The organism is Massilia sp. Se16.2.3 (assembly GCF_014171595.1).
GTDB lineage: Bacteria > Pseudomonadota > Gammaproteobacteria > Burkholderiales > Burkholderiaceae_D > Telluria.
This window is the reverse complement of sequence record NZ_CP050451.1, coordinates 1,597,108-1,623,589: the sequence shown is the minus strand read 5'-3', so window position 1 is coordinate 1,623,589 and position 26,482 is coordinate 1,597,108. Positions and strand designations below refer to the sequence as shown.

At 58.7% G+C, this 26,482-nt stretch carries 13 protein-coding genes, 2 tRNA genes, 6 rRNA genes and 2 pseudogenes; 7 read left to right on the top strand and 16 right to left on the bottom strand.

Annotation, left to right across the window (positions count from 1 at the left end; genetic code table 11):
* Window position 1 precedes the first annotated feature (1 nt).
* The 4 genes and pseudogenes from cobD (at window position 2) to G4G31_RS07490 (ending at window position 3,806) form a co-directional block, all read left to right on the top strand.
* Window positions 2-981: pseudogene (cobD, locus tag G4G31_RS07505) on the top strand (threonine-phosphate decarboxylase CobD).
* A complete protein-coding gene (locus G4G31_RS07500) occupies window positions 978-1,844 on the top strand; it encodes a cobalamin-binding protein (protein ID WP_182990901.1) in 867 nt (288 codons plus the stop codon). Before cobD ends, G4G31_RS07500 begins: the two are co-directional and overlap by 4 nt.
* The gene (locus G4G31_RS07495; protein ID WP_229425437.1) at window positions 1,841-3,295 is read left to right on the top strand and encodes a cobyric acid synthase; all 1,455 of its coding nucleotides are present in this window, start codon (window positions 1,841-1,843) and stop codon (window positions 3,293-3,295) included. Before G4G31_RS07500 ends, G4G31_RS07495 begins: the two co-directional genes overlap by 4 nt.
* A gap of 94 nt (window positions 3,296-3,389) precedes the next feature.
* Entirely contained in the window at window positions 3,390-3,806 is a 417-nt protein-coding gene (locus G4G31_RS07490) for a DUF2061 domain-containing protein (RefSeq protein ID WP_182990900.1), read from the top strand.
* A gap of 145 nt (window positions 3,807-3,951) precedes the next feature.
* Here the strand turns inward: G4G31_RS07490 and rrf (G4G31_RS07485) are convergent.
* From rrf (G4G31_RS07485) to G4G31_RS07455, 7 genes are all read right to left on the bottom strand, one after another.
* Window positions 3,952-4,064 (bottom strand): 5S ribosomal RNA (gene rrf, locus G4G31_RS07485).
* Between the two features lie 124 nt (window positions 4,065-4,188).
* Window positions 4,189-7,064: ribosomal RNA gene (locus G4G31_RS07480) — 23S ribosomal RNA — on the bottom strand.
* Window positions 7,065-7,313: 249 nt separating this feature from the next.
* Window positions 7,314-7,389, bottom strand: a tRNA-Ala gene (locus tag G4G31_RS07475).
* 22 nt (window positions 7,390-7,411) lie between these two features.
* Window positions 7,412-7,488 (bottom strand) — tRNA-Ile (locus G4G31_RS07470).
* An 88-nt stretch (window positions 7,489-7,576) separates the two neighbouring features.
* Window positions 7,577-9,107 (bottom strand): 16S ribosomal RNA (locus G4G31_RS07465).
* The 16S, 23S and 5S rRNA genes sit together here with 2 tRNA genes alongside, the layout of an rRNA operon.
* Before the next feature lie 387 nt (window positions 9,108-9,494).
* Window positions 9,495-10,526, bottom strand: a complete 1,032-nt coding sequence (gene rtcA / locus G4G31_RS07460) for an RNA 3'-terminal phosphate cyclase (protein ID WP_182990899.1) — start codon at window positions 10,524-10,526, stop codon at window positions 9,495-9,497.
* A 37-nt stretch (window positions 10,527-10,563) separates the two neighbouring features.
* Window positions 10,564-11,799 (bottom strand): RtcB family protein, encoded by a 1,236-nt coding sequence (locus G4G31_RS07455; RefSeq protein ID WP_182990898.1) that lies wholly within the window; start codon window positions 11,797-11,799, stop codon window positions 10,564-10,566.
* A gap of 226 nt (window positions 11,800-12,025) precedes the next feature.
* Between G4G31_RS07455 and rtcR the strand changes: the two genes are divergently transcribed.
* A complete protein-coding gene (gene rtcR, locus G4G31_RS07450; protein ID WP_182990897.1) occupies window positions 12,026-13,630 on the top strand; it encodes an RNA repair transcriptional activator RtcR in 1,605 nt (534 codons plus the stop codon).
* A 129-nt stretch (window positions 13,631-13,759) separates the two neighbouring features.
* Entirely contained in the window at window positions 13,760-14,194 is a 435-nt protein-coding gene (locus G4G31_RS07445) for a DUF6328 family protein (protein WP_229425436.1), read from the top strand.
* A gap of 461 nt (window positions 14,195-14,655) precedes the next feature.
* Here G4G31_RS07445 and rrf (G4G31_RS07440) read toward each other — a convergent pair.
* From rrf (G4G31_RS07440) to G4G31_RS07425, 4 genes are all read right to left on the bottom strand, one after another.
* Window positions 14,656-14,768, bottom strand: a 5S ribosomal RNA gene (rrf, locus tag G4G31_RS07440).
* 124 nt (window positions 14,769-14,892) lie between these two features.
* A 23S ribosomal RNA gene (locus tag G4G31_RS07435) occupies window positions 14,893-17,768 on the bottom strand.
* A gap of 285 nt (window positions 17,769-18,053) precedes the next feature.
* Window positions 18,054-19,584, bottom strand: a 16S ribosomal RNA gene (locus tag G4G31_RS07430).
* 500 nt (window positions 19,585-20,084) lie between these two features.
* Window positions 20,085-20,861 (bottom strand): enoyl-CoA hydratase, encoded by a 777-nt coding sequence (locus G4G31_RS07425; RefSeq protein ID WP_182990895.1) that lies wholly within the window; start codon window positions 20,859-20,861, stop codon window positions 20,085-20,087.
* 70 nt (window positions 20,862-20,931) lie between these two features.
* Between G4G31_RS07425 and G4G31_RS07420 the strand changes: the two genes are divergently transcribed.
* Window positions 20,932-22,230 carry an MFS transporter gene (locus G4G31_RS07420; RefSeq protein ID WP_229425435.1) on the top strand — a complete coding sequence of 433 codons (1,299 nt, stop codon included), beginning with the start codon at window positions 20,932-20,934 and terminating at the stop codon, window positions 22,228-22,230.
* Window positions 22,231-22,269: 39 nt separating this feature from the next.
* Here the strand turns inward: G4G31_RS07420 and G4G31_RS07415 are convergent, their stop codons facing one another.
* The 5 genes and pseudogenes from G4G31_RS07415 to G4G31_RS07395 form a co-directional block, all read right to left on the bottom strand.
* Window positions 22,270-23,085, bottom strand: coding sequence for a DUF2145 domain-containing protein (locus G4G31_RS07415; protein WP_182990894.1), 816 nt, complete (start codon window positions 23,083-23,085; stop codon window positions 22,270-22,272).
* Window positions 23,082-23,516, bottom strand: coding sequence for a hypothetical protein (locus G4G31_RS07410; protein WP_182990893.1), 435 nt, complete (start codon window positions 23,514-23,516; stop codon window positions 23,082-23,084). The genes G4G31_RS07415 and G4G31_RS07410 overlap by 4 nt, the downstream gene beginning before the upstream one ends.
* Before the next feature lie 125 nt (window positions 23,517-23,641).
* Window positions 23,642-24,454: a DUF2145 domain-containing protein gene (locus G4G31_RS07405; RefSeq protein WP_182990892.1), complete on the bottom strand. Its 813-nt coding sequence runs from the start codon at window positions 24,452-24,454 to the stop codon at window positions 23,642-23,644.
* A gap of 168 nt (window positions 24,455-24,622) precedes the next feature.
* Window positions 24,623-25,066 carry a hypothetical protein gene (locus G4G31_RS07400; RefSeq protein ID WP_182990891.1) on the bottom strand — a complete coding sequence of 148 codons (444 nt, stop codon included), beginning with the start codon at window positions 25,064-25,066 and terminating at the stop codon, window positions 24,623-24,625.
* A 181-nt stretch (window positions 25,067-25,247) separates the two neighbouring features.
* Window positions 25,248-26,479: pseudogene (locus G4G31_RS07395) on the bottom strand (murein transglycosylase A).
* Window positions 26,480-26,482: the final 3 nt, after the last annotated feature.

Here is a 26,482-nt window from a genome sequence, read left to right as displayed (position 1 = left end):
CATGCTTGAACACGGCGGCAACCTGCGCGAGGCGATGCGGCTTCACCCACGCAGCGACTGGATCGACCTCTCCACCGGTATCAATCCACGGGGATATCCGGTGGCCCCGCCTTCACCATCTGCCTGGCACCGTTTGCCGGAAGCCGATCCTGCGCTGGTGCGGGCGGCCTGCCGCTATTACGGCGCTGTCGACATGCTGCCGGTCGCGGGCACGCAGGCGGCCATTCAGGCGCTGCCGCGCCTGCGCGTGCATTCGCGCGTAACGGTGTCGGCGCCCTCGTATGCCGAGCATGCGCATCACTGGTCCCGGCACGGACACACGCTGCGCCGGTGAATTACGCGCACCTTGGCGAAGCCGTCGACAGCAGCGACGTACTTGTCGTCTGCAATCCCAACAACCCGACCGGCGAGACGGTCGCGCCGGAGCAGCTGCGCGAATGGGCGGCTCGGCTGCAGCGGCGCGGCGGCTGGCTTGTCGTCGACGAGGCCTTTGGCGACACGCAGCCGGAAGGGAGCGTCGCCGCACTGGCTTACCAGCCGGGGTTGATCGTGCTGCGCTCGATCGGCAAATTCTTCGGCCTGGCCGGGCTGCGCCTCGGTTTCGTGGCGGCCGAGCGCGCGCTGTTGGGCGAGCTGGCCGACCTGCTCGGTCCCCGGGCCGTCAGCGGCCCGGCCCAGTCGATTGCCCTGCAGGCGCTGGATGACGAGGCATGGCAGGCGACCATGCGTGCACGACTGGCGACAGCGGGCGGATTGATGCGCGAGCTGCTGCGGTCGCACGGAATCGAAGCAGCGGGCACGGACCTTTTTTACTACTGGCCGGAAGCACGGCCGGAAGCCTTCCACGCGCACCTGGCGGAGCGCGGCATCTGGTGCCGCCTGTTCCGGGACGCCGCGCGCGGTATCCGGCTCGGTCTGCCGGCGAACGAAGACGAATGGCTGCGCCTGGCGCGCGCCCTGGATGAATGGAGCTACCCATGAAGCGATGTATTTTGCTGGCCAGCCTGGCGATCAGCACTGCCGCAGCGGCGGTAACGGTGCGCGACGACGCGGGCAATGCCGTTACCCTCAACAAGCCGGCGCTGCGCGTGATCTCGATGGCGCCCCACGTGACCGAACTGCTGTTCGCGGCCGGCGGCGGCGAGCGCATCGTTGGCGCCGTCGACTACAGCGATTACCCGGAAGCGGCCAAGCGCATCCCGCGCATCGGCTCGAACCGCGAGGTCGACATCGAGCGGGTCATGGCCCTGAAACCCGACCTGATCGTGGCCTGGATGCACGGCAGCTCGGAGCGCCAGATCGACATGGTGCGTCAGCTCGGCATCCCTGTGTACCACAGCGACCCGCAGTCGCTCGAGGGCATACCTGAAGCGGTGGCGCGCCTTGGCCAGCTGATGGGGACCGAGGACAAGGCGCGTCCGGCGGCGGCCGCGCTGCGTCAGCAACTGGCGGCGCTACGGGCCCGATATGCAGGCCGTCCCACTGTGCGCGCCTTCTATCAGGTGTGGGACAAGCCACTCTATACGCTCAACGGCAGGCATATCGTCACCGACGCGCTGCGCCTGTGCGGCGGCGCGAACATCTTCGACAAGCTGCCCATCACCGCACCGGTTGTCACGGTCGAAAGCGTGCTGCAGGCCGATCCGGAAGCCATTTTCGGTACCGCCGAAAAGGACTACGGCGGCGTGAACCTGTGGCGCCAGTACCCGACCATGACGGCGGTGCGCAATGCGAACCTGTTCACCGTCGACGGCAACCTGCTCAACCGCGCGGGACCGCGCATGATAGCCGGCGCCGCCGCCATGTGCGAAAAGCTGGACCTGGCACGGCAGCACCGCAAATGAGGCGCCTCCCTGTGCAGACCCTGATGGTGCAGGGTACGACGTCGGACGCCGGCAAGAGCACGGTCGTCGCGGCCCTGTGCCGGGCACTGTACCGCGAAGGCGTGCGCGTGGTGCCATTCAAGCCGCAGAACATGGCGCTCAACAGCGCGGTGACGGAGGATGGCGGCGAGATCGGCCGCGCCCAGGCGCTGCAGGCGATTGCTGCCGGGCTGGCACCGCATACCGACATGAATCCGGTACTTCTGAAACCCTCGAGCGATACCGGCGCCCAGGTCATCATCCACGGCCGTGCGCGGGCGCAGATGGATGCACGCGACTACCACCAGTACAAAACCGTGGCCATGGCGGCGGTGCTGGAATCGCATGCGCGCCTGTGTGCGCAGTATGAATGCGTGATCGTCGAAGGGGCCGGCAGTCCGGCCGAGATCAACTTGCGCGAGCGCGACATCGCCAACATGGGCTTTGCCGAAGCGGTGGATTGCCCGGTGATCCTGGTGGCGGACATCGACCGCGGCGGCGTGTTTGCCCACCTCGTCGGGACGCTGTCCTGTCTGTCGGAGAGCGAACGCGCCCGCATCGTGGGTTTTGTCATCAACCGTTTTCGCGGCGATATCGCCCTCCTCGAGCCTGGGCTGGACTGGCTGGAACGGCAGACCGGCAAGCCGGTGCTGGCGGTACTGCCCTACCTGCATGGGTTGTACCTGGACGCCGAAGACGCTGTGCAGCCGATGCAGGCCGGGCGCGGCGCCTTCAGGGTGATCCTGCCGAGCCTGCCCCGCATGAGCAACCATACCGATTTCGATGCGCTGCGCGTGCATCCCGACGTCGACCTGCGCTTCGTACGCGAGGGCGAAGCGATCCCGCCCGCTGACCTCATCATCCTCCCCGGTAGCAAGAACACGCGGGGCGACCTCGCCTGGCTGCGGGCGCAAGGATGGCACGGGGCGATCGCGCGGCACCTGCGCTATGGGGGAAAGCTGATCGGCATTTGCGGTGGCTTCCAGATGCTCGGCACGCAGATTCGCGATCCGCATGGAGTGGAAGGTGCTGGCGGGAGCTCTCCAGGGCTTGGACTGCTGGAACTTGAAACCGTCATGGAAAGCGACAAGCGTTTACAGCAGGTCAGCGGTGTCTGTGCCTTTGAAGAAACGGCGCGCGTCGAGGGCTATGAAATCCACATGGGTGTGTCGAGCGGGAATGCCCTCGCCAGGCCTGCTTTCCTCATCGCCGGTCGCGCCGAGGGTGCGTTATCGGCGGACGGCCAGATCCTCGGCAGCTACCTGCATGGTTTGTTCGACCATCCTGATGCGGGCGCTGCACTGCTACGCTGGGCTGGCGCACGCACGCATGAACGCGTCGACCCGCGCCGATTGCGCGAGGCGAGCCTGGACCGCCTTGCCGATACGGTGGAGCCGCTGATGAAACGCTTGCGAGAAATACTCAGAAAATAGCACTAGACTATCGACTTCTTCGCGTTAATTTATTTTATCTTCTATGTGAGAATGGCTATCATTTGCTCCTGTTTGTCAGGAATGGAGCAGCACAATGATGACCGCGGCAAAACGACTCAGCCAGGTGGCGGCGCACATGGGTATCGGCTATGCGCTCGCGTACGCCATGACGGGTTCGCCGATCGTCGGTGGCCTGGCGATGCTGATCGAGCCAGCCGTCAACGTCATGCTGCTGCCCTGGCATGAAGCGGCATGGGCGAAATGGCGTCGCCTGGCCGGCGCCGCGGGCGCACAGGTTGCCGCGGTAGCAGCCGAAAAGCTCAGCCAGACGGCATTTCACGCAGCGATTGCCTTTGGGGTGATGTTCATTGCCACCGGTTCGTTTGCGATGGGTGGCATTGCCGCGGTAGTCGAGCCAATATGTAATGTGCTCATCCTTCCACTGCACGACCGCCTCTGGCTTCATTTCGAACGTGCGATCCTGGACAATGGCCGCTTGCAGGGAGGCTGACGCACCTGTCATTGCAAATACGGCCGCCCCAAACGCAAGAGACCCCGCGGAGGTGAGGGTCCGCAGTATGGACCTGACCCGGCGGGGTTTTCAAGACGAAAAAAAACCCGCTGATCGCAATCAGCGGGTTTTTCTCTTATAACTAGCCTGACGATAACCTACTTTCACACTGGTTGCAGCACTATCATCGGCGCAAAGTCGTTTCACGGTCCTGTTCGGGATGGGAAGGGGTGGGACCGACTTGCTATGGTCATCAGGCATGACTTGTACGAGCATCGTTTCCGCAATCGGTAACGCTGCTCTGAATCTGGAAGAAGTAAGTGGTAGCAGCTGTATCAACAAACAGCGCTGTATTCTTGAATCTACATCCTGCTAAGGTTATAGGGACAAGCCGTACGGGCAATTAGTACTGGTTAGCTTAATGCATTACTGCACTTCCACACCCAGCCTATCAACGTCCTGGTCTCGAACGACCCTTCAAGGAGCTCAAGGCTCCGGGAAATCTCATCTCAAGGCAAGTTTCCCGCTTAGATGCTTTCAGCGGTTATCTCTTCCGAACTTAGCTACCCGGCAATGCCACTGGCGTGACAACCGGTACACCAGAGGTTCGTCCACTCCGGTCCTCTCGTACTAGGAGCAGCCCCCTTCAAATTTCCAACGCCCACGGCAGATAGGGACCAAACTGTCTCACGACGTTTTAAACCCAGCTCACGTACCACTTTAAATGGCGAACAGCCATACCCTTGGGACCGGCTACAGCCCCAGGATGTGATGAGCCGACATCGAGGTGCCAAACTCCCCCGTCGATATGAACTCTTGGGAGGAATCAGCCTGTTATCCCCAGAGTACCTTTTATCCGTTGAGCGATGGCCCTTCCATACAGAACCACCGGATCACTATGTCCTACTTTCGTACCTGCTCGACTTGTCGGTCTCGCAGTTAAGCACGCTTATGCCATTGCACTATTAGCACGATGTCCGACCGTACCTAGCGTACCTTCGAACTCCTCCGTTACACTTTAGGAGGAGACCGCCCCAGTCAAACTGCCTACCATGCACTGTCCCCGATCCGGATAACGGACCAAGGTTAGAACCTCAAACAAACCAGGGTGGTATTTCAAGGATGGCTCCACGAGAACTGGCGTCCCCGCTTCAAAGCCTCCCACCTATCCTACACAGATTGGTTCAAAGTCCAATGCAAAGCTACAGTAAAGGTTCATGGGGTCTTTCCGTCTAGCCGCGGGTAGATTGCATCATCACAAACATTTCAACTTCGCTGAGTCTCGGGAGGAGACAGTGTGGCCATCGTTACGCCATTCGTGCAGGTCGGAACTTACCCGACAAGGAATTTCGCTACCTTAGGACCGTTATAGTTACGGCCGCCGTTTACTGGGACTTCAATCAAGAGCTTGCACCCCATCATTTAATCTTCCAGCACCGGGCAGGCGTCACACCCTATACGTCCACTTTCGTGTTTGCAGAGTGCTGTGTTTTTATTAAACAGTCGCAGCCACCAGTTTATTGCAACCCTTTCGCCCTTCCACAGTAAAGTGGTCAAGCTACCGGGGCGTACCTTTTCCCGAAGTTACGGTACCAATTTGCCGAGTTCCTTCTCCCGAGTTCTCTCAAGCGCCTTAGAATACTCATCTCGCCCACCTGTGTCGGTTTGCGGTACGGTCTCGTATGACTGAAGCTTAGAGGCTTTTCTTGGAACCACTTCCGATTGCTTCGCAGCACAAGGCCGCTCGTCCCACTCCCTTGAATTACGCACCCGGATTTGCCTAAGTGCCTTCTATGAAGCAGAAACTGACTATTCCAACAGTCAGACAACCTTCCGCGATCCGTCCCCCCATCGCATCATACGACGGTGCAGGAATATTAACCTGCTTCCCATCAGCTACGCATCTCTGCCTCGCCTTAGGGGCCGACTCACCCTGCTCCGATGAACGTTGAACAGGAAACCTTGGGCTTACGGCGTGCGGGCTTTTCACCCGCATTATCGCTACTCATGTCAGCATTCGCACTTCTGATACCTCCAGCATCCTTTACAAGACACCTTCGCAGGCTTACAGAACGCTCTCCTACCATATCCAATAAAGGATATCCGCAGCTTCGGTGACTGGCTTAGCCCCGTTACATCTTCCGCGCAGGACGACTCGATCAGTGAGCTATTACGCTTTCTTTAAATGATGGCTGCTTCTAAGCCAACATCCTGACTGTTTTAGCCTTCCCACTTCGTTTTCCACTTAGCCAATCTTTGGGACCTTAGCTGGCGGTCTGGGTTGTTTCCCTCTTGACGCCGGACGTTAGCACCCGACGTCTGTCTCCCAAGCTCGCACTCATCGGTATTCGGAGTTTGCAATGGTTTGGTAAGTCGCAATGACCCCCTAGCCATAACAGTGCTCTACCCCCGATGGTGATACTTGAGGCACTACCTAAATAGTTTTCGGAGAGAACCAGCTATTTCCAAGTTTGTTTAGCCTTTCACCCCTACCCACAGCTCATCCCCTAATTTTTCAACATTAGTGGGTTCGGACCTCCAGGGCGTGTTACCGCACCTTCATCCTGGCCATGGGTAGATCACTTGGTTTCGGGTCTACACCCAGCGACTGTCGCCCTGTTCGGACTCGATTTCTCTACGGCTCCCCTATTCGGTTAACCTCGCCACTGAATGTAAGTCGCTGACCCATTATACAAAAGGTACGCCGTCACGGAACAAGTCCGCTCCGACTGTTTGTATGCACACGGTTTCAGGATCTATTTCACTCCCCTCCCGGGGTTCTTTTCGCCTTTCCCTCACGGTACTGGTTCACTATCGGTCGATTACGAGTATTTAGCCTTGGAGGATGGTCCCCCCATGTTCAGACAGGATTTCTCGTGTCCCGCCCTACTTGTCGTACGCTTAGTACCACCGTCTGAATTTCGTGTAAGGGGCTATCACCCTCTATGGCCGGAGTTTCCAATCCGTTCCACTATCCAGTCGACTATCACGTACAGGCTCTTCCCATTTCGCTCGCCACTACTTTGGGAATCTCGGTTGATTTCTTTTCCTGCAGCTACTTAGATGTTTCAGTTCGCCGCGTTCGCTTTGCATGCCTATGTATTCAGCATGCAATGACCTAAAAGGCCGGGTTTCCCCATTCGGAAATCTGCGGATCAAAGTGTGTTTGCTCACTCCCCGCAGCTTATCGCAAGCTACTACGTCCTTCATCGCCTGTAATCGCCAAGGCATCCACCATGTGCACTTATTCGCTTGTCCCTATAACGTTAGCCCCTGGTTCGCACCAGGGAGCGTCATAGTTCAAGGAGTACAGCTTGTTGCATGTTTGTTGATACTTTTACTACTACCCTAAGTGTGCATTTTTACATGCACGCTTAAAAAAACTTTACTTCTTCCAGATTGTTAAAGAACAGAACAACAGTGATCTCTAAAAGACCAAACCTAAGCGGCAGTCTTCAACGACTTGCTTACGTTTGTACTTTCAGGCTCTTCGATACTACCAAGTGGTGGTGGAGGATGACGGGATCGAACCGACGACCCCCTGCTTGCAAAGCAGGTGCTCTCCCAGCTGAGCTAATCCCCCTTATCGGATACTTCCAATAACTTGGTAGGGCTGGTTGGACTCGAACCAACGACCCCCGCGTTATCAACACGGTGCTCTAACCAGCTGAGCTACAGCCCCGAAACTGTGTTCTTCTTGTTCAACAGTCGATAAGTGCGGACGCTTGATGATGAGTTCAGTTTTGAGGCTGACTCCGGTGCTACTCTAGAAAGGAGGTGATCCAGCCGCACCTTCCGATACGGCTACCTTGTTACGACTTCACCCCAGTCACGAATCCTACCGTGGTAAGCGCCCCCCTTGCGGTTAAGCTACCTACTTCTGGTAAAACCCGCTCCCATGGTGTGACGGGCGGTGTGTACAAGACCCGGGAACGTATTCACCGCGGCATGCTGATCCGCGATTACTAGCGATTCCAACTTCACGCAGTCGAGTTGCAGACTGCGATCCGGACTACGATACACTTTCTGGGATTAGCTCCCCCTCGCGGGTTGGCGGCCCTCTGTATGTACCATTGTATGACGTGTGAAGCCCTACCCATAAGGGCCATGAGGACTTGACGTCATCCCCACCTTCCTCCGGTTTGTCACCGGCAGTCTCATTAGAGTGCTCTTGCGTAGCAACTAATGACAAGGGTTGCGCTCGTTGCGGGACTTAACCCAACATCTCACGACACGAGCTGACGACAGCCATGCAGCACCTGTGTTCAGGTTCCCTTTCGGGCACTCCCTGATCTCTCAAGGATTCCTGACATGTCAAGGGTAGGTAAGGTTTTTCGCGTTGCATCGAATTAATCCACATCATCCACCGCTTGTGCGGGTCCCCGTCAATTCCTTTGAGTTTTAATCTTGCGACCGTACTCCCCAGGCGGTCTACTTCACGCGTTAGCTGCGTTACCAAGTTAATTAAAACCCGACAACTAGTAGACATCGTTTAGGGCGTGGACTACCAGGGTATCTAATCCTGTTTGCTCCCCACGCTTTCGTGCATGAGCGTCAATCTTGACCCAGGGGGCTGCCTTCGCCATCGGTGTTCCTCCACATCTCTACGCATTTCACTGCTACACGTGGAATTCTACCCCCCTCTGCCAGATTCAAGCCTTGCAGTCTCCATCGCAATTCCCAGGTTGAGCCCGGGGCTTTCACGACAGACTTACAAAACCGCCTGCGCACGCTTTACGCCCAGTAATTCCGATTAACGCTTGCACCCTACGTATTACCGCGGCTGCTGGCACGTAGTTAGCCGGTGCTTATTCTTCAGGTACCGTCATTAGCAGAGGATATTAGCCTCTACCGTTTCTTCCCTGACAAAAGAGCTTTACAACCCGAAGGCCTTCTTCACTCACGCGGCATTGCTGGATCAGGCTTGCGCCCATTGTCCAAAATTCCCCACTGCTGCCTCCCGTAGGAGTCTGGACCGTGTCTCAGTTCCAGTGTGGCTGGTCGTCCTCTCAGACCAGCTACTGATCGTCGCCTTGGTAGGCCTTTACCCTACCAACTAGCTAATCAGATATCGGCCGCTCCAGGAGCACAAGGCCTTGCGGTCCCCTGCTTTCATCCTTAGATCGTATGCGGTATTAGCGTAACTTTCGCTACGTTATCCCCCACTCTTGGGTACGTTCCGATATATTACTCACCCGTTCGCCACTCGCCGCCAGGGTTGCCCCCGCGCTGCCGTTCGACTTGCATGTGTAAAGCATGCCGCCAGCGTTCAATCTGAGCCAGGATCAAACTCTTCAGTTCAATCTCTGTTTGTTGACACTTTCGTGTCATCCGCTATTGCTAGCGGAGTCGCCCACTCAAGATACTGACCGTCGCTCATTGCTGAGCAACGTTAATACTTTTGTGAACATTTGATAATTTAAGTAATCAGCTGAACTAGTCAGCTGGCACCTTCATCAAACGCCCACACTTATCGACTGTTAATTGTTAAAGAACTTTATTCGGTACTGCCTTGCTGCTTTGTCGCGAATCGTTTTGTTCGTCAGCAGCAGAGAAGTGAGATTATGCAGTGTTTCGTTTGCGTCGTCAACTTCTTTTTTCCTCTTCGTCGCCTGTTGCATACTTAACTAGTTGATTTCGTTAACGTTTTGCATCAGCGCCGAAGCGGAGGCGAACTATAGCAAACGCTCACCCGGCTTGGCAAGTGCTTTCGATTGCACAGGTATACCCCCGCTCCCCGGCTGCGAACGATACCGACACCGGAAGGAAACGCTCGATCACGGCCGCGTTCGTGCTGGCGTGACCGGAAACGGTGGATGTCGTGAACCGGCCACCTCCGGCCAACGCCATCGGCAACATCAACTGGTCGGCCAGGTGTTCGCCCACGGCCGCGCCCGAGGCCAGGTAGGCACGCGCTTCGGATGCCGCATGGCGCGCCACGGTCTCGGCGCTGACGCCTTTGGCGCCAAAGCCGGCAAACACTTCGGTGACCGCCTCATGTTCGACGGTGATGAGCAAAGCGTTGCCCGGCCCCTGCTCGCGCGGCAGTTGGCGCATGTGCAACTGCGCCTCTTCCCACTTCAGGATTTTTGCAACCGTGTCCAGCTCTCGCGTGCCGACACTTGCTGGAATGCCGGCAAAATATGCCTGCGCCTGCCCGCTCACCAGGCGCCCTGGCGCCATCAGCTCAATCCGGCCTAGTCTCGCGCATGGCTTGATGCTTGCTGCGACACTGCCTCCGCCGGCCGGATAAAAGCCGTAACGCAGAAGTTCGATCTCTACCTCCGCACCCATGGATGCCAACAATGGGCAGTAAGCCAGCTGCAGGAACTGTACCGGGGGCGCCATGGCGTTATGTGTGCCGCCACTGATGCGAATGGTCGATGGACCGTCTGCATGCAGCAAGGCGAGCATCAGGGTTTGCAAGACCAGCGTGCAGCTGCCGGCCGTGCCGATCGCGAACTGGTAATCGCCCGCGCGTATCCGCCCAGGCGTAAAGGTCAGCTCGGTCGAGCCAACCTGCGCATGGGTGACAGTCGCGCCGCTTACCTCGGCCGCCGCCTGGACCGCCACCAGGTGCTGACGCATCAATCCGGGTTTGGGCCGGTTCGCCCTGATATTCGCGATATGGAAAGGCTGCCCGGTAATCATGGACAGGGTCAAGGCCGTGCGCAGTATCTGGCCGCCGCCTTCGCCGGTGGCGCCATCGAGTTCTATCATTTTTTACATCCCATTTCTTATTGTTATAGGGCGAACGTCAACCTTTGACGCACACCACCTGCTTGAGCGTATGCACCACCTCGACCAGGTCGCGCTGGGCATGCATCACCGCGTCGATATCCTTGTAAGCCATCGGAATTTCGTCGATGACATCGGCATCCTTGCGACATTCGACACCTTCCGTCGCCCGTACCTGGTCATCGAGCGTAAAACGGCGCTTCGCCTCGTTGCGGCTCATGGTACGCCCGGCCCCATGGCTGCAGCTATTAAAACTGTCCGGATTCCCTTTGCCGCGTACGATAAAACTCTTCGCGCCCATCGAGCCCGGAATGATGCCCAGTTCGCCCGCACGTGCCGACACCGCGCCTTTGCGGGTGACTAGCACCTCGCGCCCGAAGTGCTCTTCCTTCTGCACATAATTGTGGTGGCAGTTCACTGCTTCCACTTGCGTCTCGAAGGGCTTGGTGATCACCGTGCGCACGGCTGCGATCAGGTTCCGCATCATGACCTCGCGATTCGTGCGCGCGAATTTCTGCGCCCAGCTTACCGCGTCGACGTAATCGTCATAGTGCTGCGTGCCTTCCGCCAGATACGCCAGGTCCTCGTCGGGCAGGTTGATGAAATGGCGGCGCATGTCCTGTTTGGCCAATTCGATGAAATAGGTGCCGATCGCGTTACCCACGCCGCGCGACCCCGAGTGGAGCATGAACCAGACAAACCCCACCTCGTCCAGGCAGACTTCGACGAAGTGATTACCTCCGCCGAGCGTACCCAGGTGACGATGGTTATTCGTATTGCGCAGCCGCGGCGTTTTGAGGCAGATCGTATCGAATTCTTCAGCCAATTGGGCCCAAGCAGCGTCGACGGCCTGCGGCGGCGTGTTCCATGAACCCTGGTCGCGGCCACGGAATCCACGGGTCTTCGGCGACATGCCGTGCGGGATCGCGCGCTCGATTGCAGTACGCAAGGGGTTCAAACTGTCCGGCAGATCGTTCGCCGTCAGGGTGGTCTTCGCCGCCATCATGCCGCACCCGATATCCACGCCCACGGCCGCGGGAATGATCGCGCCCAGCGTTGGCACAACGGAACCGATGGTCGACCCTTTACCGAGGTGGACATCGGGCATCACGGCGATGTGCTTGTACACGAAGGGCATCTTCGCGGTGTTCGTCAGCTGCTGCTTTGCCGCCTCTTCGACCGGCACGCCGCGGGTCCACATCTTCAGGTGGCGGCCATCGGGAACATCCATCACATCGTAGTCTTGATTTTTCATTCTGCGTTCTCGTCTTATTGAAGGGACTGCGCCCAGGTTGTCGTTTTCGTGTTGTACCTCTTCTATTGCAAACACTGTGCCAGCACCTTGCCAGAGCCCCACCCTCTTCATATAAGTGCTTGTTATTGCTGCGTTTTTACTGCAAAGAGGTAAACGACACACTATTTTGCTAATTCGTTTCCAAATGGTAAATTATCCGGATAGATAAGAATTTATACGGATACGCATGAAGAAAACGGTGGTACTCGGCTTCGTTGGCACCAATCTCGATAGCGGCAAGGATCCAAAACGCTGGGAGCGCTGGCGCCCGACCGTCGCGCTGACCCAGCATGAAGACGTGCTGGTCGACCGTTTCGAGCTGCTCTATAGCGGCCGTATCGGTAACCTGATCGATCAGGTCACGGCTGATATCGGCTCGGTATCGCCCGAGACGCGGGTAGTACCGCATCAGCTGGCAATACGCGACGCCTGGGATTTCGAGGAGGTGTACGGCGCGCTGTTCGACTTCGCCAAAGGCTATCCCTTCGATCCGGAAAACGAGGATTACTGGATCCATATCACGACCGGCACCCACGTTGCGCAGATCTGCATGTTCCTGATGACCGAGGCACGTTTCTTCCCGGGCCGCCTGGTACAGACTTCACCCCCGCGCGCGGGACAAGTAGCGCCTGGAACCTATGCCCTGATCGACCTGGACTTGTCGCGTTACGACCAGATTGCCCAGCGCTACTCGCGCGAACAGGCCGAAGGCGTCGCCTTCCTGAAGTCGGGGATCGCCACGCGCAACCCGCGCTTCAATGCCATGATCGACGAGATCGAGCGGGTCGCCATCCGCTCGCGCGCGCCGATGCTGCTGATGGGACCGACCGGTGCCGGCAAGTCCTTCCTGGCACGCCGGGTGTACGAGTTGAAAAAAGCGCGCCACCAGATCGATGGCCGTTTCGTCGAAGTGAACTGTGCAACGCTGCATGGCGACGGCGCCGCCTCCACCCTGTTCGGACACACCCGAGGCGCCTTCACCGGGGCCGCCGCCGATCGCCCCGGCCTGCTGCGTAGTGCCGACAAGGGCCTGTTGTTCCTTGACGAGATAGGAGAACTGGGACTGGACGAGCAGGCGATGCTGCTCACTGCCATCGAAGAGAAGCGTTTCCTGCCGGTCGGCAGCGACAACGAAGTGCGCAGCGATTTCCTACTCATTGCTGGCACCAATCGCGACCTGGCACAGGAGGTGCTGGCGGGACGGTTTCGCGAAGACCTGTACGCGCGCATCAATTTGTGGACCTATGCCTTGCCGGGACTGCGCGAGCGCGCGGAAGACATCGAACCGAACCTGGAATATCTGCTCGCGCGGTTCGGCGAGGAAAACGGGCAGATGGTGCGCCTGAACCGCGAAGCGCGCGAGCGTTACATGCGCTTTGCGATGTCGCCCGATGCTGCCTGGAGCGGGAATTTCCGTGACCTGTGGGCGTCGGTCACCCGCATGGCGACCCTCGCCGAATCCGGGCGCGTCACGCAAGCCATTGCCGACGACGAAATCGCCCGCCTGCAGCGGCTATGGCGTCCTCGCACGGCGCGCGCGATCGAGGGGCCGGTCGCGCTGGCGGACCTGGTCGGGCAGGAAGCGGCCGATGGTCTCGACCTGTTCGATGCGCTGCAGCTCTCCAGCGTGATCGCCATATGCCGCCAGTCGAAAAGCCTGTCCGATGCTGGACGCAAGCTCTACAGCGTTTCACGCGAGGCAAAAGCCAGGCCGAACGATGCGGACCGCCTCAAGAAATACCTGCTGCGCTTTGCGCTGAGTTGGGATCAGGTTGTCGCGCCGGCAGCCTGATCCGTGTGGGGGCCGAGCGCGGGCGCATTGGTGGGCGCTATCTAGCTCAACCGTGCGCGGAAATCGCCTGTTTGCAGGTACTGTCCACCTATGGAAAGTGCGACAGTAGAACAGGACAGCGACGCGGAAATGCGTCATATCATCGAGGAAGCGCGGGTCATCCTTCCTGGTGTCCAGGCATTATTCGGCTTCCAGACGATCGCCGTATTCAGCGAACGGTTCGCGGAACTGGCGAACTATGCCAAGGCTTGCCATGTGCTCGGGCTGGCGACGGTGGTGACCGCGATTGCCATGGTAATGACCCCGGCGGTGTATTACCGCACCTGCCATGGCCAGGCCAACCGGCGAATGGCCCGGCTCTCTGCCTGGCTGATCCGCGGCGCCCTCCTGCCCCTGGCCGGCGGCCTGGCCCTCGACATGTTCACGGTCGTTCATGCGGTCACAGAATGGCTGCCGCTCAGCCTTTTGTCGGGGGCTGGCACCTTTGCACTGTTGATCGCACTGTGGTTCGTGCTGCCTACTCATGCACGTCGGCACGTTCTGGCTCGAGGCCGCACGCCTTGATCTGCAGGCTTGCAGAGAAATCGATGAGGGAATGGAACCGCCGGGTTATCGGAATGTCGTACATAAGCCAGCTGTTTTTTTAGTTGGGTACAGACATACCAGAACTGGGCGGCACTTGTTTACCCGAGGTCCTGATAATCGGGGGGGATGCGACGGTGACAAGTGTCTGCCCAGCCTGTGTTGAAGCGACGGATGAGTGATGACTCGGTCTCCGCGTGCGCTTGCAGGGGTGGATCGCGTGTTCACAAGTCCGCTGCTGGAGCAATGCATAGACTACCTCCGCGTTGGCGTATCGAGACCAGCGGCCGCGAGGACGGGTTGCGAACCTTACGCAAAAACAGCCGCCCGAACGCAAAAACCCCGCGGAGGTGAGGCTCCACAGTGCGGACCTGACCCGGCGGGGTTTTCAAGACGAAAAAAAACCCGCTGATCGCAATCAGCGGGTTTTTCTCTTATAACTAGCCTGACGATAACCTACTTTCACACTGGTTGCAGCACTATCATCGGCGCAAAGTCGTTTCACGGTCCTGTTCGGGATGGGAAGGGGTGGGACCGACTTGCTATGGTCATCAGGCATGACTTGTACGAGCATCGTTTCCCTTGTGGGTAACGCTGCTCTGAATCTGGAAGAAGTAAGTGGTAGCAGCTGTATCAACAAACAGCGCTGTATTCTTGAATCTACATCCTGCTAAGGTTATAGGGACAAGCCGTACGGGCAATTAGTACTGGTTAGCTTAATGCATTACTGCACTTCCACACCCAGCCTATCAACGTCCTGGTCTCGAACGACCCTTCAAGGAGCTCAAGGCTCCGGGAAATCTCATCTCAAGGCAAGTTTCCCGCTTAGATGCTTTCAGCGGTTATCTCTTCCGAACTTAGCTACCCGGCAATGCCACTGGCGTGACAACCGGTACACCAGAGGTTCGTCCACTCCGGTCCTCTCGTACTAGGAGCAGCCCCCTTCAAATTTCCAACGCCCACGGCAGATAGGGACCAAACTGTCTCACGACGTTTTAAACCCAGCTCACGTACCACTTTAAATGGCGAACAGCCATACCCTTGGGACCGGCTACAGCCCCAGGATGTGATGAGCCGACATCGAGGTGCCAAACTCCCCCGTCGATATGAACTCTTGGGAGGAATCAGCCTGTTATCCCCAGAGTACCTTTTATCCGTTGAGCGATGGCCCTTCCATACAGAACCACCGGATCACTATGTCCTACTTTCGTACCTGCTCGACTTGTCGGTCTCGCAGTTAAGCACGCTTATGCCATTGCACTATTAGCACGATGTCCGACCGTACCTAGCGTACCTTCGAACTCCTCCGTTACACTTTAGGAGGAGACCGCCCCAGTCAAACTGCCTACCATGCACTGTCCCCGATCCGGATAACGGACCAAGGTTAGAACCTCAAACAAACCAGGGTGGTATTTCAAGGATGGCTCCACGAGAACTGGCGTCCCCGCTTCAAAGCCTCCCACCTATCCTACACAGATTGGTTCAAAGTCCAATGCAAAGCTACAGTAAAGGTTCATGGGGTCTTTCCGTCTAGCCGCGGGTAGATTGCATCATCACAAACATTTCAACTTCGCTGAGTCTCGGGAGGAGACAGTGTGGCCATCGTTACGCCATTCGTGCAGGTCGGAACTTACCCGACAAGGAATTTCGCTACCTTAGGACCGTTATAGTTACGGCCGCCGTTTACTGGGACTTCAATCAAGAGCTTGCACCCCATCATTTAATCTTCCAGCACCGGGCAGGCGTCACACCCTATACGTCCACTTTCGTGTTTGCAGAGTGCTGTGTTTTTATTAAACAGTCGCAGCCACCAGTTTATTGCAACCCTTTCGCCCTTCCACAGTAAAGTGGTCAAGCTACCGGGGCGTACCTTTTCCCGAAGTTACGGTACCAATTTGCCGAGTTCCTTCTCCCGAGTTCTCTCAAGCGCCTTAGAATACTCATCTCGCCCACCTGTGTCGGTTTGCGGTACGGTCTCGTATGACTGAAGCTTAGAGGCTTTTCTTGGAACCACTTCCGATTGCTTCGCAGCACAAGGCCGCTCGTCCCACTCCCTTGAATTACGCACCCGGATTTGCCTAAGTGCCTTCTATGAAGCAGAAACTGACTATTCCAACAGTCAGACAACCTTCCGCGATCCGTCCCCCCATCGCATCATACGACGGTGCAGGAATATTAACCTGCTTCCCATCAGCTACGCATCTCTGCCTCGCCTTAGGGGCCGACTCACCCTGCTCCGATGAACGTTGAACAGGAAACCTTGGGCTTACGGCGTGCGGGCTTTTCACCCGCATTATCGCTACTCATGTCAGCATTCGCACTTCTGATACCTCCAGCATCCTTTACAAGACACCTTCGCAGGCTTACAGAACGCTCTCCTACCATATCCAATAAAGGATATCCGCAGCTTCGGTGACTGGCTTAGCCCCGTTACATCTTCCGCGCAGGACGACTCGATCAGTGAGCTATTACGCTTTCTTTAAATGATGGCTGCTTCTAAGCCAACATCCTGACTGTTTTAGCCTTCCCACTTCGTTTTCCACTTAGCCAATCTTTGGGACCTTAGCTGGCGGTCTGGGTTGTTTCCCTCTTGACGCCGGACGTTAGCACCCGACGTCTGTCTCCCAAGCTCGCACTCATCGGTATTCGGAGTTTGCAATGGTTTGGTAAGTCGCAATGACCCCCTAGCCATAACAGTGCTCTACCCCCGATGGTGATACTTGAGGCACTACCTAAATAGTTTTCGGAGAGAACCAGCTATTTCCAAGTTTGTTTAGCCTTTCACCCCTACCCACAGCTCATCCCCTAATTTTTCAACATTAGTGGGTTCGGACCTCCAGGGCGTGTTACCGCACCTTCATCCTGGCCATGGGTAGATCACTTGGTTTCGGGTCTACACCCAGCGACTGTCGCCCTGTTCGGACTCGATTTCTCTACGGCTCCCCTATTCGGTTAACCTCGCCACTGAATGTAAGTCGCTGACCCATTATACAAAAGGTACGCCGTCACGGAACAAGTCCGCTCCGACTGTTTGTATGCACACGGTTTCAGGATCTATTTCACTCCCCTCCCGGGGTTCTTTTCGCCTTTCCCTCACGGTACTGGTTCACTATCGGTCGATTACGAGTATTTAGCCTTGGAGGATGGTCCCCCCATGTTCAGACAGGATTTCTCGTGTCCCGCCCTACTTGTCGTACGCTTAGTACCACCGGTCTGATTTCGTGTACGGGGCTATCACCGTCTACGGCGCCTATTTCCAGAAGCTTCCACTATCAGTCCGACTATCACGTACAGGCTCTTCCCATTTCGCTCGCCACTACTTTGGGAATCTCGGTTGATTTCTTTTCCTGCAGCTACTTAGATGTTTCAGTTCGCCGCGTTCGCTTTGCATACCTATGTATTCAGCATGCAATGACCTAAAAGGCCGGGTTTCCCCATTCGGAAATCTGCGGATCAAAGTGTGTTTGCTCACTCCCCGCAGCTTATCGCAAGCTACTACGTCCTTCATCGCCTGTAATCGCCAAGGCATCCACCATGTGCACTTATTCGCTTGTCCCTATAACGTTAGCCCCTGGTTCGCACCAGGGAGCGTCATAGTTCAAGGAGTACAGCTTGTTGCATGTTTGTTGATACTTTACTACTACCCTAAGTGTGCTCACCCATCATTGCTGATGCGTTTGCACGCTTAAAAAAACTTTACTTCTTCCAGATTGTTAAAGAACAAAAACTACACTTAGCTCAAGCTTTCCGCTTCAGCTAAATACAGTTCTTATTGACAGTCGATAAGTGTGAACGCTTGATGATGAGTTCAGTTTTGAGGCTGACTCCGGTGCTACTCTAGAAAGGAGGTGATCCAGCCGCACCTTCCGATACGGCTACCTTGTTACGACTTCACCCCAGTCACGAATCCTACCGTGGTAAGCGCCCCCCTTGCGGTTAAGCTACCTACTTCTGGTAAAACCCGCTCCCATGGTGTGACGGGCGGTGTGTACAAGACCCGGGAACGTATTCACCGCGGCATGCTGATCCGCGATTACTAGCGATTCCAACTTCACGCAGTCGAGTTGCAGACTGCGATCCGGACTACGATACACTTTCTGGGATTAGCTCCCCCTCGCGGGTTGGCGGCCCTCTGTATGTACCATTGTATGACGTGTGAAGCCCTACCCATAAGGGCCATGAGGACTTGACGTCATCCCCACCTTCCTCCGGTTTGTCACCGGCAGTCTCATTAGAGTGCTCTTGCGTAGCAACTAATGACAAGGGTTGCGCTCGTTGCGGGACTTAACCCAACATCTCACGACACGAGCTGACGACAGCCATGCAGCACCTGTGTTCAGGTTCCCTTTCGGGCACTCCCTGATCTCTCAAGGATTCCTGACATGTCAAGGGTAGGTAAGGTTTTTCGCGTTGCATCGAATTAATCCACATCATCCACCGCTTGTGCGGGTCCCCGTCAATTCCTTTGAGTTTTAATCTTGCGACCGTACTCCCCAGGCGGTCTACTTCACGCGTTAGCTGCGTTACCAAGTTAATTAAAACCCGACAACTAGTAGACATCGTTTAGGGCGTGGACTACCAGGGTATCTAATCCTGTTTGCTCCCCACGCTTTCGTGCATGAGCGTCAATCTTGACCCAGGGGGCTGCCTTCGCCATCGGTGTTCCTCCACATCTCTACGCATTTCACTGCTACACGTGGAATTCTACCCCCCTCTGCCAGATTCAAGCCTTGCAGTCTCCATCGCAATTCCCAGGTTGAGCCCGGGGCTTTCACGACAGACTTACAAAACCGCCTGCGCACGCTTTACGCCCAGTAATTCCGATTAACGCTTGCACCCTACGTATTACCGCGGCTGCTGGCACGTAGTTAGCCGGTGCTTATTCTTCAGGTACCGTCATTAGCAGAGGATATTAGCCTCTACCGTTTCTTCCCTGACAAAAGAGCTTTACAACCCGAAGGCCTTCTTCACTCACGCGGCATTGCTGGATCAGGCTTGCGCCCATTGTCCAAAATTCCCCACTGCTGCCTCCCGTAGGAGTCTGGACCGTGTCTCAGTTCCAGTGTGGCTGGTCGTCCTCTCAGACCAGCTACTGATCGTCGCCTTGGTAGGCCTTTACCCTACCAACTAGCTAATCAGATATCGGCCGCTCCAGGAGCACAAGGCCTTGCGGTCCCCTGCTTTCATCCTTGGATCGTATGCGGTATTAGCGTAACTTTCGCTACGTTATCCCCCACTCTTGGGTACGTTCCGATATATTACTCACCCGTTCGCCACTCGCCACCAGGCCGAAGCCCGTGCTGCCGTTCGACTTGCATGTGTAAAGCATGCCGCCAGCGTTCAATCTGAGCCAGGATCAAACTCTTCAGTTCAATCTCTGTTTGTTGACACTTTCGTGTCATCCGCTATTACTAGCGGAGTCGCCCACTCAAGATACTGACCATCGCTCATTGCTAAGCAACGTTAATACTTTTGTGAACATTTGATAATTTAAGTAATCAGCTGAACTAGTCAGCCGGCACCCTCATCAAACGCCCACACTTATCGACTGTTAATTGTTAAAGAACTTTGGCTCCCGCCGAGGGCGGTACTGCCTTGCTGCTTTGTCGCGAATCGTTTTGTTCGTCAGCAGCAGAGAAGTGAGATTATGCAGTGTTTCGTTTGCGTCGTCAACTTCTTTTTTTCCTCTTCTTCGCCTGTTGCATACTTAACTACTTGATTTCGTTAACGTTTTGCACTGAGCCCCGAAGCGGAGGCGAATCATAACAAAGTTCGCGAAGGGTGCGCAAGACCTTGTTGCGCACTTTTTTTTCTGCAATTTCCAGCAAGATATTACCAGGCAGACTCGGCTGCCTGATTGGCCGACGGGAATCTACATCCCCTCGAAATTCGCTTTGCGTTTCTCCAGGAACGCCGCCATTCCCTCTTTTTGCGCCGGCGTACCGAATGCGGCGTGGAAAAAGCGCCGCTCGTAACGCACGCCCTCGGTGAGGGTGGTCTCGTAGGCACGGTTGACGGAATCCTTGATCGCCATCGCCACCGACACCGGCATCTCGGCGATGGTATTGGCCACCTTGAGCGCCTCTTCCATCAGGCTGTCGGCTGGGAAGACGCGCGACACCAGCCCGGTGCGCTCGGCCTCGGCCGCGTCGATCATGCGCGCCGTCAACAGCATGTCCATGGCTTTCGACTTGCCGATCGCACGCGGCAGGCGCTGGGTACCACCCGCACCCGGGGTGACGCCGACCTTGATTTCCGGCTGACCGAACTTGGCGGCGTCGGAGGCAATCAGGAAGTCGCACATCATGGCCAGCTCGCAGCCGCCGCCCAGGGCATAACCGGCGACGACGCCGATCACGGGTTTGCGCACATTGAGGATATGTTCCCAGTTGCGGCCAATATAGTTACCTGGATAAGTGTCGGCATAGGTGTAGTTGGCCATGGCGGCGATATCGGCGCCTGCTGCAAAAACCTTTTCGCTGCCGGTCAGGACGATGACGTTGACGGCCGGGTCGGCATCGTACTGGTAGAGCGCATGGCCGAGCTCGTTCATCATGTTGTCGTTCAGCGCATTCATCGCCTTCGGACGGTTCAGGCGAATGACGACCACCTTGCCGTGGTTTTCGATCAGCAGGTCACTATATTCCATGGGGCACCCTTCAAGTAGATTGAACACCCTGCGATTGTAGCGCCTCCTCCCGCGAACAAGGCGGGTATCATTGCTGTTTCAGCAATTTCGACGCGAGCTCATCATCGTCTCCCTCCGCAAGGCCCTCAGTGCCCTGGCCAGCGACCGCCTGCTGCAAAACAGCGACTTCCGTCGCCTCTGGCTCAGCAGCACGCTGATGAATTTCGGGTCCCAGATCACCCTGCTGGCCCTGCCGATCTGTGCCGTCCTGCTGATGCATGCGACGCCAAGCCAGATGGGCACGCTCGCCGCACTCGAATCGCTCCCCTTCCTGCTGTTCGGGCTGCCTTCCGGCGTGCTCCTCGACCGCCGGCGGCGCCTGCCGATCATGATGTGCAGCGACATCATGGTCGCCACCGCCCTCGCGAGTGTGCCGCTAGCCTGGTGGCTGGGTCTGCTGAGCATCCATTGGCTGTATGCGGTCGGCTTCGTGATCGGCAGCGGCCTGGTCGTCGGCGGCAGTGCGGAACAGGTGTTCCTCACCTTTATCGTCGGCCGCAACGGACTGGTCGATGCCCACTCAAAGCTCGCCGCCACCGAATCGGCAGCGCGCCTGGTCGGCCCGGGCATGGCGGGCGTGCTGGTGCAGCTGCTCGGCGCGCCGGTCGCGCTGCTGTGCACGGTCGGCGCTTTCATTGCCTCGTTAGGGAATTTGCGCCGGATTCGTGCCCGCGAGCCGCAGCCCCCGCCCACCAACACCCATCCCATGCACGAAATCCGCGAGGGCCTGGTCTTTGTCTGGAATCACCGGCTGCTGCGCACGCTCGCCTGGACGGCGGGCTTCTGGCACCTGCTGTTCTATGGCTACCTCGCGCTGCACGTCCTGTTCGCCACGCGCGTGCTCGGCATGGCGCCGGGCGTGATGGGAACGGCGCAAATGCTGGGCGGCCTCGGCATCCTGGCCGGCTCGATCCTCGTCAAGCCGCTATCGGCACGCTATGGCACCGGCCGCGCAATCCTGGTCGGCCTGTGCGTCTGCACCCTGGGCTTCGCCCTGATGCCCGCCATTCCGGCCGGCCTGTTCGGCAGCGGCGCGGCGACCGCGATCGCCTACGGCATCGTTGTCTTCCTGCTCGATTGCGGCGCAACGCTGTTCTTCGTGCCCTACGTCGCCTTGCGCCAGCGTGTCACGCCCGACGCCGTGCTGGGCCGGATGGTGGCGACGATGCGTTCGCTGACGGTGGCCAGCGCCCCGCTCGGCGCCATGACAGCGGGCATGCTGGCCGAGCGCACCAGCGTGCGCACCGCGCTGGTCCTCGTCGCCGCCGGCGCGGTCGTGCTGGCGATAAGCGCCGTGAGCGGTACGCGCCTGCGGCATGTGAACGAGTGACGCTGTCTATATAGGAGGTCGATTACCGGATGCGCAGCGTTACCGGGCCCCAGGCAACACCACCCGCATCTCCGGACACCCCGTCGCCTGGCACGCATCCGGCAGCGTACGCAGCCAGGTAACGATGGAATCGACCGTGACAAGCCGGATGTGTCCCTCCCGGCGCAACGCGGATGGATGGTCGTCGAAAGCGATATTCGCCTTGATGACGCGCGCACCGAACCGGAGCAGCGTGCCGACTTCGACCTGGCTCGGCACATACGCGTGCGTTTTCAGCCAGGCCTGGGCACCCGCCCGGTCAGTTACCTCGCCTTCCTCGGCAAACGCGAAGGCCAGCATCTCCAGCACCCAGCCGTTCGAATTCTGGTAGCGCGCGCTGAAGGGATAGGCCACCGCGCTGTAGTGCCGCTCATGGTAGTCCTTGGCCTGCGTGCCAAGCAAAGCGGTTTTCAGGCGGCGCTGCGCGTGCGGCGCCAGGCGCCAGATGCCGGCCTGGTAGCGAAATGGCGCATCGGCGAAAAAGTTGACCAGCCCTTCGTCGTACAGCGCCGATTCGCCGGTGCCGCAACGATTCAGCTCGTGCACGACCGACCAGGCCCCATCCGGGTGCTCGCGCACCGCAAACGCCATGTGCGAATAGGTCAGCCCGTATTTCGACAAATCCTGCCCGACGCGTGCGATGAGTACGACCTCGTCATCGATCGCGCCGAGCGCGGCGCGCGTCGCATCGCCGATGTGCATGCTCAGGCGCGACAGCTCAGGCGCTACCTCCTGGCTTACGCACTGCCGCCCCGCCAGCGCCATTTCCGCCGCGGTGGCGAGAACGGCTGCCAGCACGAGGCGGCGCAGGATCACGTGCGGGCCTTCGAATGCAGCAGACCGGTGTCGGGACGCACCATCACGACCAGGGTGGCCCCCGCTTTCTTGACTGCGAAGCCGGTCTGGCCGATCGCTTCGATCTCCAGGGTGTCATGCAGCTTCACAGCGTGCGCGCGTGCGATGGCGCTGCTCACCATCGTGTCGACCCGCGTCGCCCCATCCTCACTGCGCAGTTCGAGTGCCGTCCTGTCGCCCTCGGTGCGCATTGCCGCGACCTGCCACTGCTTGTTCTTGGCCGGGTCGCCCGACGTCGACTTGGACAAGTCTCCAGCGGCCTGGGAAGACATATAGAAAGGTGCGATCGACAGGGCAAGAGACAAGGCCCATGGCGGTATCTGCTCGTCGGCGGATGCCGGTGTCGCGATGCTGGCGGAAAGCAGGAGGGCAATGAGGGATGCGGCGCGCATGGTCTGTCCAATCAGGTCTTGGCAGCGGAACATTCGCATGGCAGATTCCGCCAAAGTTGCATTTTCGGAAACATGCAAGCTTAGCCGATATTGAACAGCAGTGCAACGCCACGCCTTGTTCGGGCTTACCTCGCAGCCCCCGGCAACACCACGCGCGCTTCCGGACACCCCATCGCCTGGCAGCCATCCGGCAGCGTACGCAGCCAGGTGACGATGGAGTCGACCGTGACGGTCTGGATATGGCCGCTCCAGCGCAGCTCGGGCGGATGGTCGTCGAAGGCGACGTTCGCCTTGGTCATGCGTGCGCCCAGGCGGGTCATGGTGCCCAGTTCGAGCTGGGTCGGCCGGTAGCCGCTTCCCTTCAGCCAGGCTTGGGCACTCAGACGGGTGTTCGCCTCGTCTTCCGGCGCGACGGCAAAGGCCAGCATTTCCAGCACCCAGCCATTCGAATTCTGGTAGCGCGTGCTGAATGGATAGGCGACCAGGCTGTAGTTCGGTTCGAAATAATCCTTGGCCTTCTTGCCGAGCAAGGCTTTCTTCAGCCGTGCCTGCGCGCCGGGAGCCAGGCGCCAGATGCCGGCCTGGTAGCGAAACGGCGAGTCCGAAAAAAAGTTGACCAGGCCTTCGTCATACAGGCCGGACGTGGCCGTGCCGCAGCCGTTGAGCTTGTGGACGATCGACCAGGCCCCTGCCGGATGCTCGCGCACGGCAAATCCCATGTGCGAATAGGTCAGGCCGTACTTGCCCAGGTCCTGGCCGACGCGGGCAATCAGCACCACTTCGTCGTCGATCGACTCGAGTGCGGCGCGGGTCGCGTCCGCCATCTGCAGGCTCATGCGCACCTGTGCGGGCGTGGCGGGTGTTCCTTCACAGGGCGTGCCGGCCATCGACGTGCCGGCCGCCAGCGCCAGGACCAGCGTCAGCAGAAAGCGGCGCATGCTAAGTACTCACCCAAAAATAAATGTGTTTTTGGCTTCCAGAACCGGCGCGTTGCTGCGTCGGCTCGCGTCCGCTTGCGGGGCAGTGCTCGCACTGCGGCGCTCTCGCCGTCTTGCACCGCATCCAGTTCTGTTTGCCAAAATTCCCATTTATTTTCGGTCGAGTACTTAGCTGCGGGCCTTCGAATGGACCATGCCCGCGCCCGGGTCGGACAGCACGCCCACCGTGGCCTGCCCCTTCCTGACCGCGAAGCCGGCCTTGCCGACGCGCTCCATCTCGAGGGCGTCGCCAGCCTGCAGGGCGTGGGTGCGGGCGGTTGCGGCCGGCACGTTCATGTCCAGCGTGACCTTGTCGTCGTCGCTGCACATCCGCACGGTCGTGTTCCGGCCTTGCGGTTCGATCTCGGTGACGTGCCAGCGCTTGCGGGAACTGAGCTCGTCCACCGTGTTCGCGATGGCTTGCGAGCCGACCACGACCACACTGAGCGGCACCAGGACGACGATGGCCGATGCGCCAACGCTGGCTTCGGACAGGGAATAGGTTTGACCGGCGCTTGCGCTGGACGTCAGCAAGAGGGCGGCAAGTGGCAAGGCAAACAGTGCGTGGCGCATGCGAACTCCTTCGGGGTGGACGACCCGGCCGGGTGGCCGTGTCATGTCGTTCAAGACTGCGCCACCCTATTCGAAGCCGCTATCGCACGCAATTTGCCTCCATCTGGTATTGCCTGGCACGCCGCCACGGTGCGGATTCCGATACCAGCCCCTGGCGGAAAGATCGCAGGGAGCCGATTCGTCAGGGACCCTTGGGCAACAGCACCCAGATCGCCCCGCGCTGCTTCATCCGCCCCGCGTACTCGGCCGCATTGCCGCCGAAACCAAAGAAGAAGTCCGCCCGCACCGCGCCGCGGATTGCCCCGCCGGTGTCCTGCGCCATCATCAGGCGCTGCAGCGGCGCCTCGTTGGTCGGGTGCGTGGTGGACAGGAAGAGCGGCGCCCCAGCGGCACCTGCGAGGGGTCGACCGCCACCGAGCGCTCGGGTGTGAGCGGCACGCCGAGCGCGCCCTTGGGTCCTACGCCCGGGTCGGGCAGGCGCTCCTCGCGGAAGAAGATATAGCTCGGGTTGACGTTGAAGAGTTCCTGGCGGCGCTGCGGATTGGCCGCTATCCAGGCCTTGATGCTCTGCGCCGACACGCCGTCGGCCGGCAACTGCCCCTGCTCCACCAGCCAGCGCCCGATCACTTTATACGGGTGGCCGTTCTGGTCGGCGAAGGCCAGGCGCACCGTCTCGCCGGTTTCCTCGATGCGCACCCGGCCCGAACCCTGCACCTCGAGGAAGAAAGCCTCGACCGGATCGTCCACCCACACCAGTTCCTTGCCTGCGATGGGGGCGCGGTCGATCTCGGCGCGGGTGCTGTAGGGCACCACCGTCTTGCCGACCAGGCGGCCACGCAGGCGCATGTTCTTCAGGCTCGGGTAGACGGATCCCAGATCAACCGTGATGAGGTCGTCCGGCACCCGGTACAGCGGCGTCTGGAACGCGCCGCCGCGCTTGCGCGCACCACGCAGCATCGGCTCGTAATAGCCGGTAATGAGACCGTAGTCCGCGCCGTCGGGCATGCGCATCTGGTTCGGCACGAAATACGTTTCGAAATAGCGGCGGATGGCGTCGCTGTCGCCGGCATCCACGCCGCCTGTCGCCGCGCAGGCCGCGCTCCAGTCGGGCTTTTTCGCCAGCACGCGGCAGGAGGCGAGAAAGGCCGGCCAGGCCTGGCGCAGGTCGTCCTGCTGCCAGCCCGGCAGCGTGTCGAAGGACACCGGCGTCATCGGCGGCACGGGAACAGGTGCAGGCGTGGGAACGGGAATGCCGACCGGCCCCACCGGCGGCGGCATCACCACATCCGGCTGTTTCGGGGGCACCGGTGCCGGCGGCTGCTGGGGTGGCGTACCGCAAGCGGCCAGCAAAAGGGCCACGGCGGCCAGGGAGGCAGGTACACTGCGCACTATTCTGCGGCGTATCGATTGCATAAG

Bases quoted from the DNA above. Each gene is read 5' to 3' on its own strand.
- G4G31_RS07495 (WP_229425437.1), top strand. From the start codon at position 1,841: ATGAGGCGCCTCCCTGTGCAGACCCTGATGGTGCAGGGTACGACGTCG.
- rtcA (WP_182990899.1), bottom strand. From the start codon at position 10,526: ATGATAGAACTCGATGGCGCCACCGGCGAAGGCGGCGGCCAGATACTG.
- G4G31_RS07500 (WP_182990901.1), top strand. From the start codon at position 978: ATGAAGCGATGTATTTTGCTGGCCAGCCTGGCGATCAGCACTGCCGCA.
- G4G31_RS07425 (WP_182990895.1), bottom strand. From the start codon at position 20,861: ATGGAATATAGTGACCTGCTGATCGAAAACCACGGCAAGGTGGTCGTC.
- G4G31_RS07445 (WP_229425436.1), top strand. From the start codon at position 13,760: ATGCGTCATATCATCGAGGAAGCGCGGGTCATCCTTCCTGGTGTCCAG.
- G4G31_RS07400 (WP_182990891.1), bottom strand. From the start codon at position 25,066: ATGCGCCACGCACTGTTTGCCTTGCCACTTGCCGCCCTCTTGCTGACG.
- G4G31_RS07410 (WP_182990893.1), bottom strand. From the start codon at position 23,516: ATGCGCGCCGCATCCCTCATTGCCCTCCTGCTTTCCGCCAGCATCGCG.
- G4G31_RS07405 (WP_182990892.1), bottom strand. From the start codon at position 24,454: ATGCGCCGCTTTCTGCTGACGCTGGTCCTGGCGCTGGCGGCCGGCACG.
- rtcR (WP_182990897.1), top strand. From the start codon at position 12,026: ATGAAGAAAACGGTGGTACTCGGCTTCGTTGGCACCAATCTCGATAGC.
- G4G31_RS07455 (WP_182990898.1), bottom strand. From the start codon at position 11,799: ATGAAAAATCAAGACTACGATGTGATGGATGTTCCCGATGGCCGCCAC.
- G4G31_RS07490 (WP_182990900.1), top strand. From the start codon at position 3,390: ATGATGACCGCGGCAAAACGACTCAGCCAGGTGGCGGCGCACATGGGT.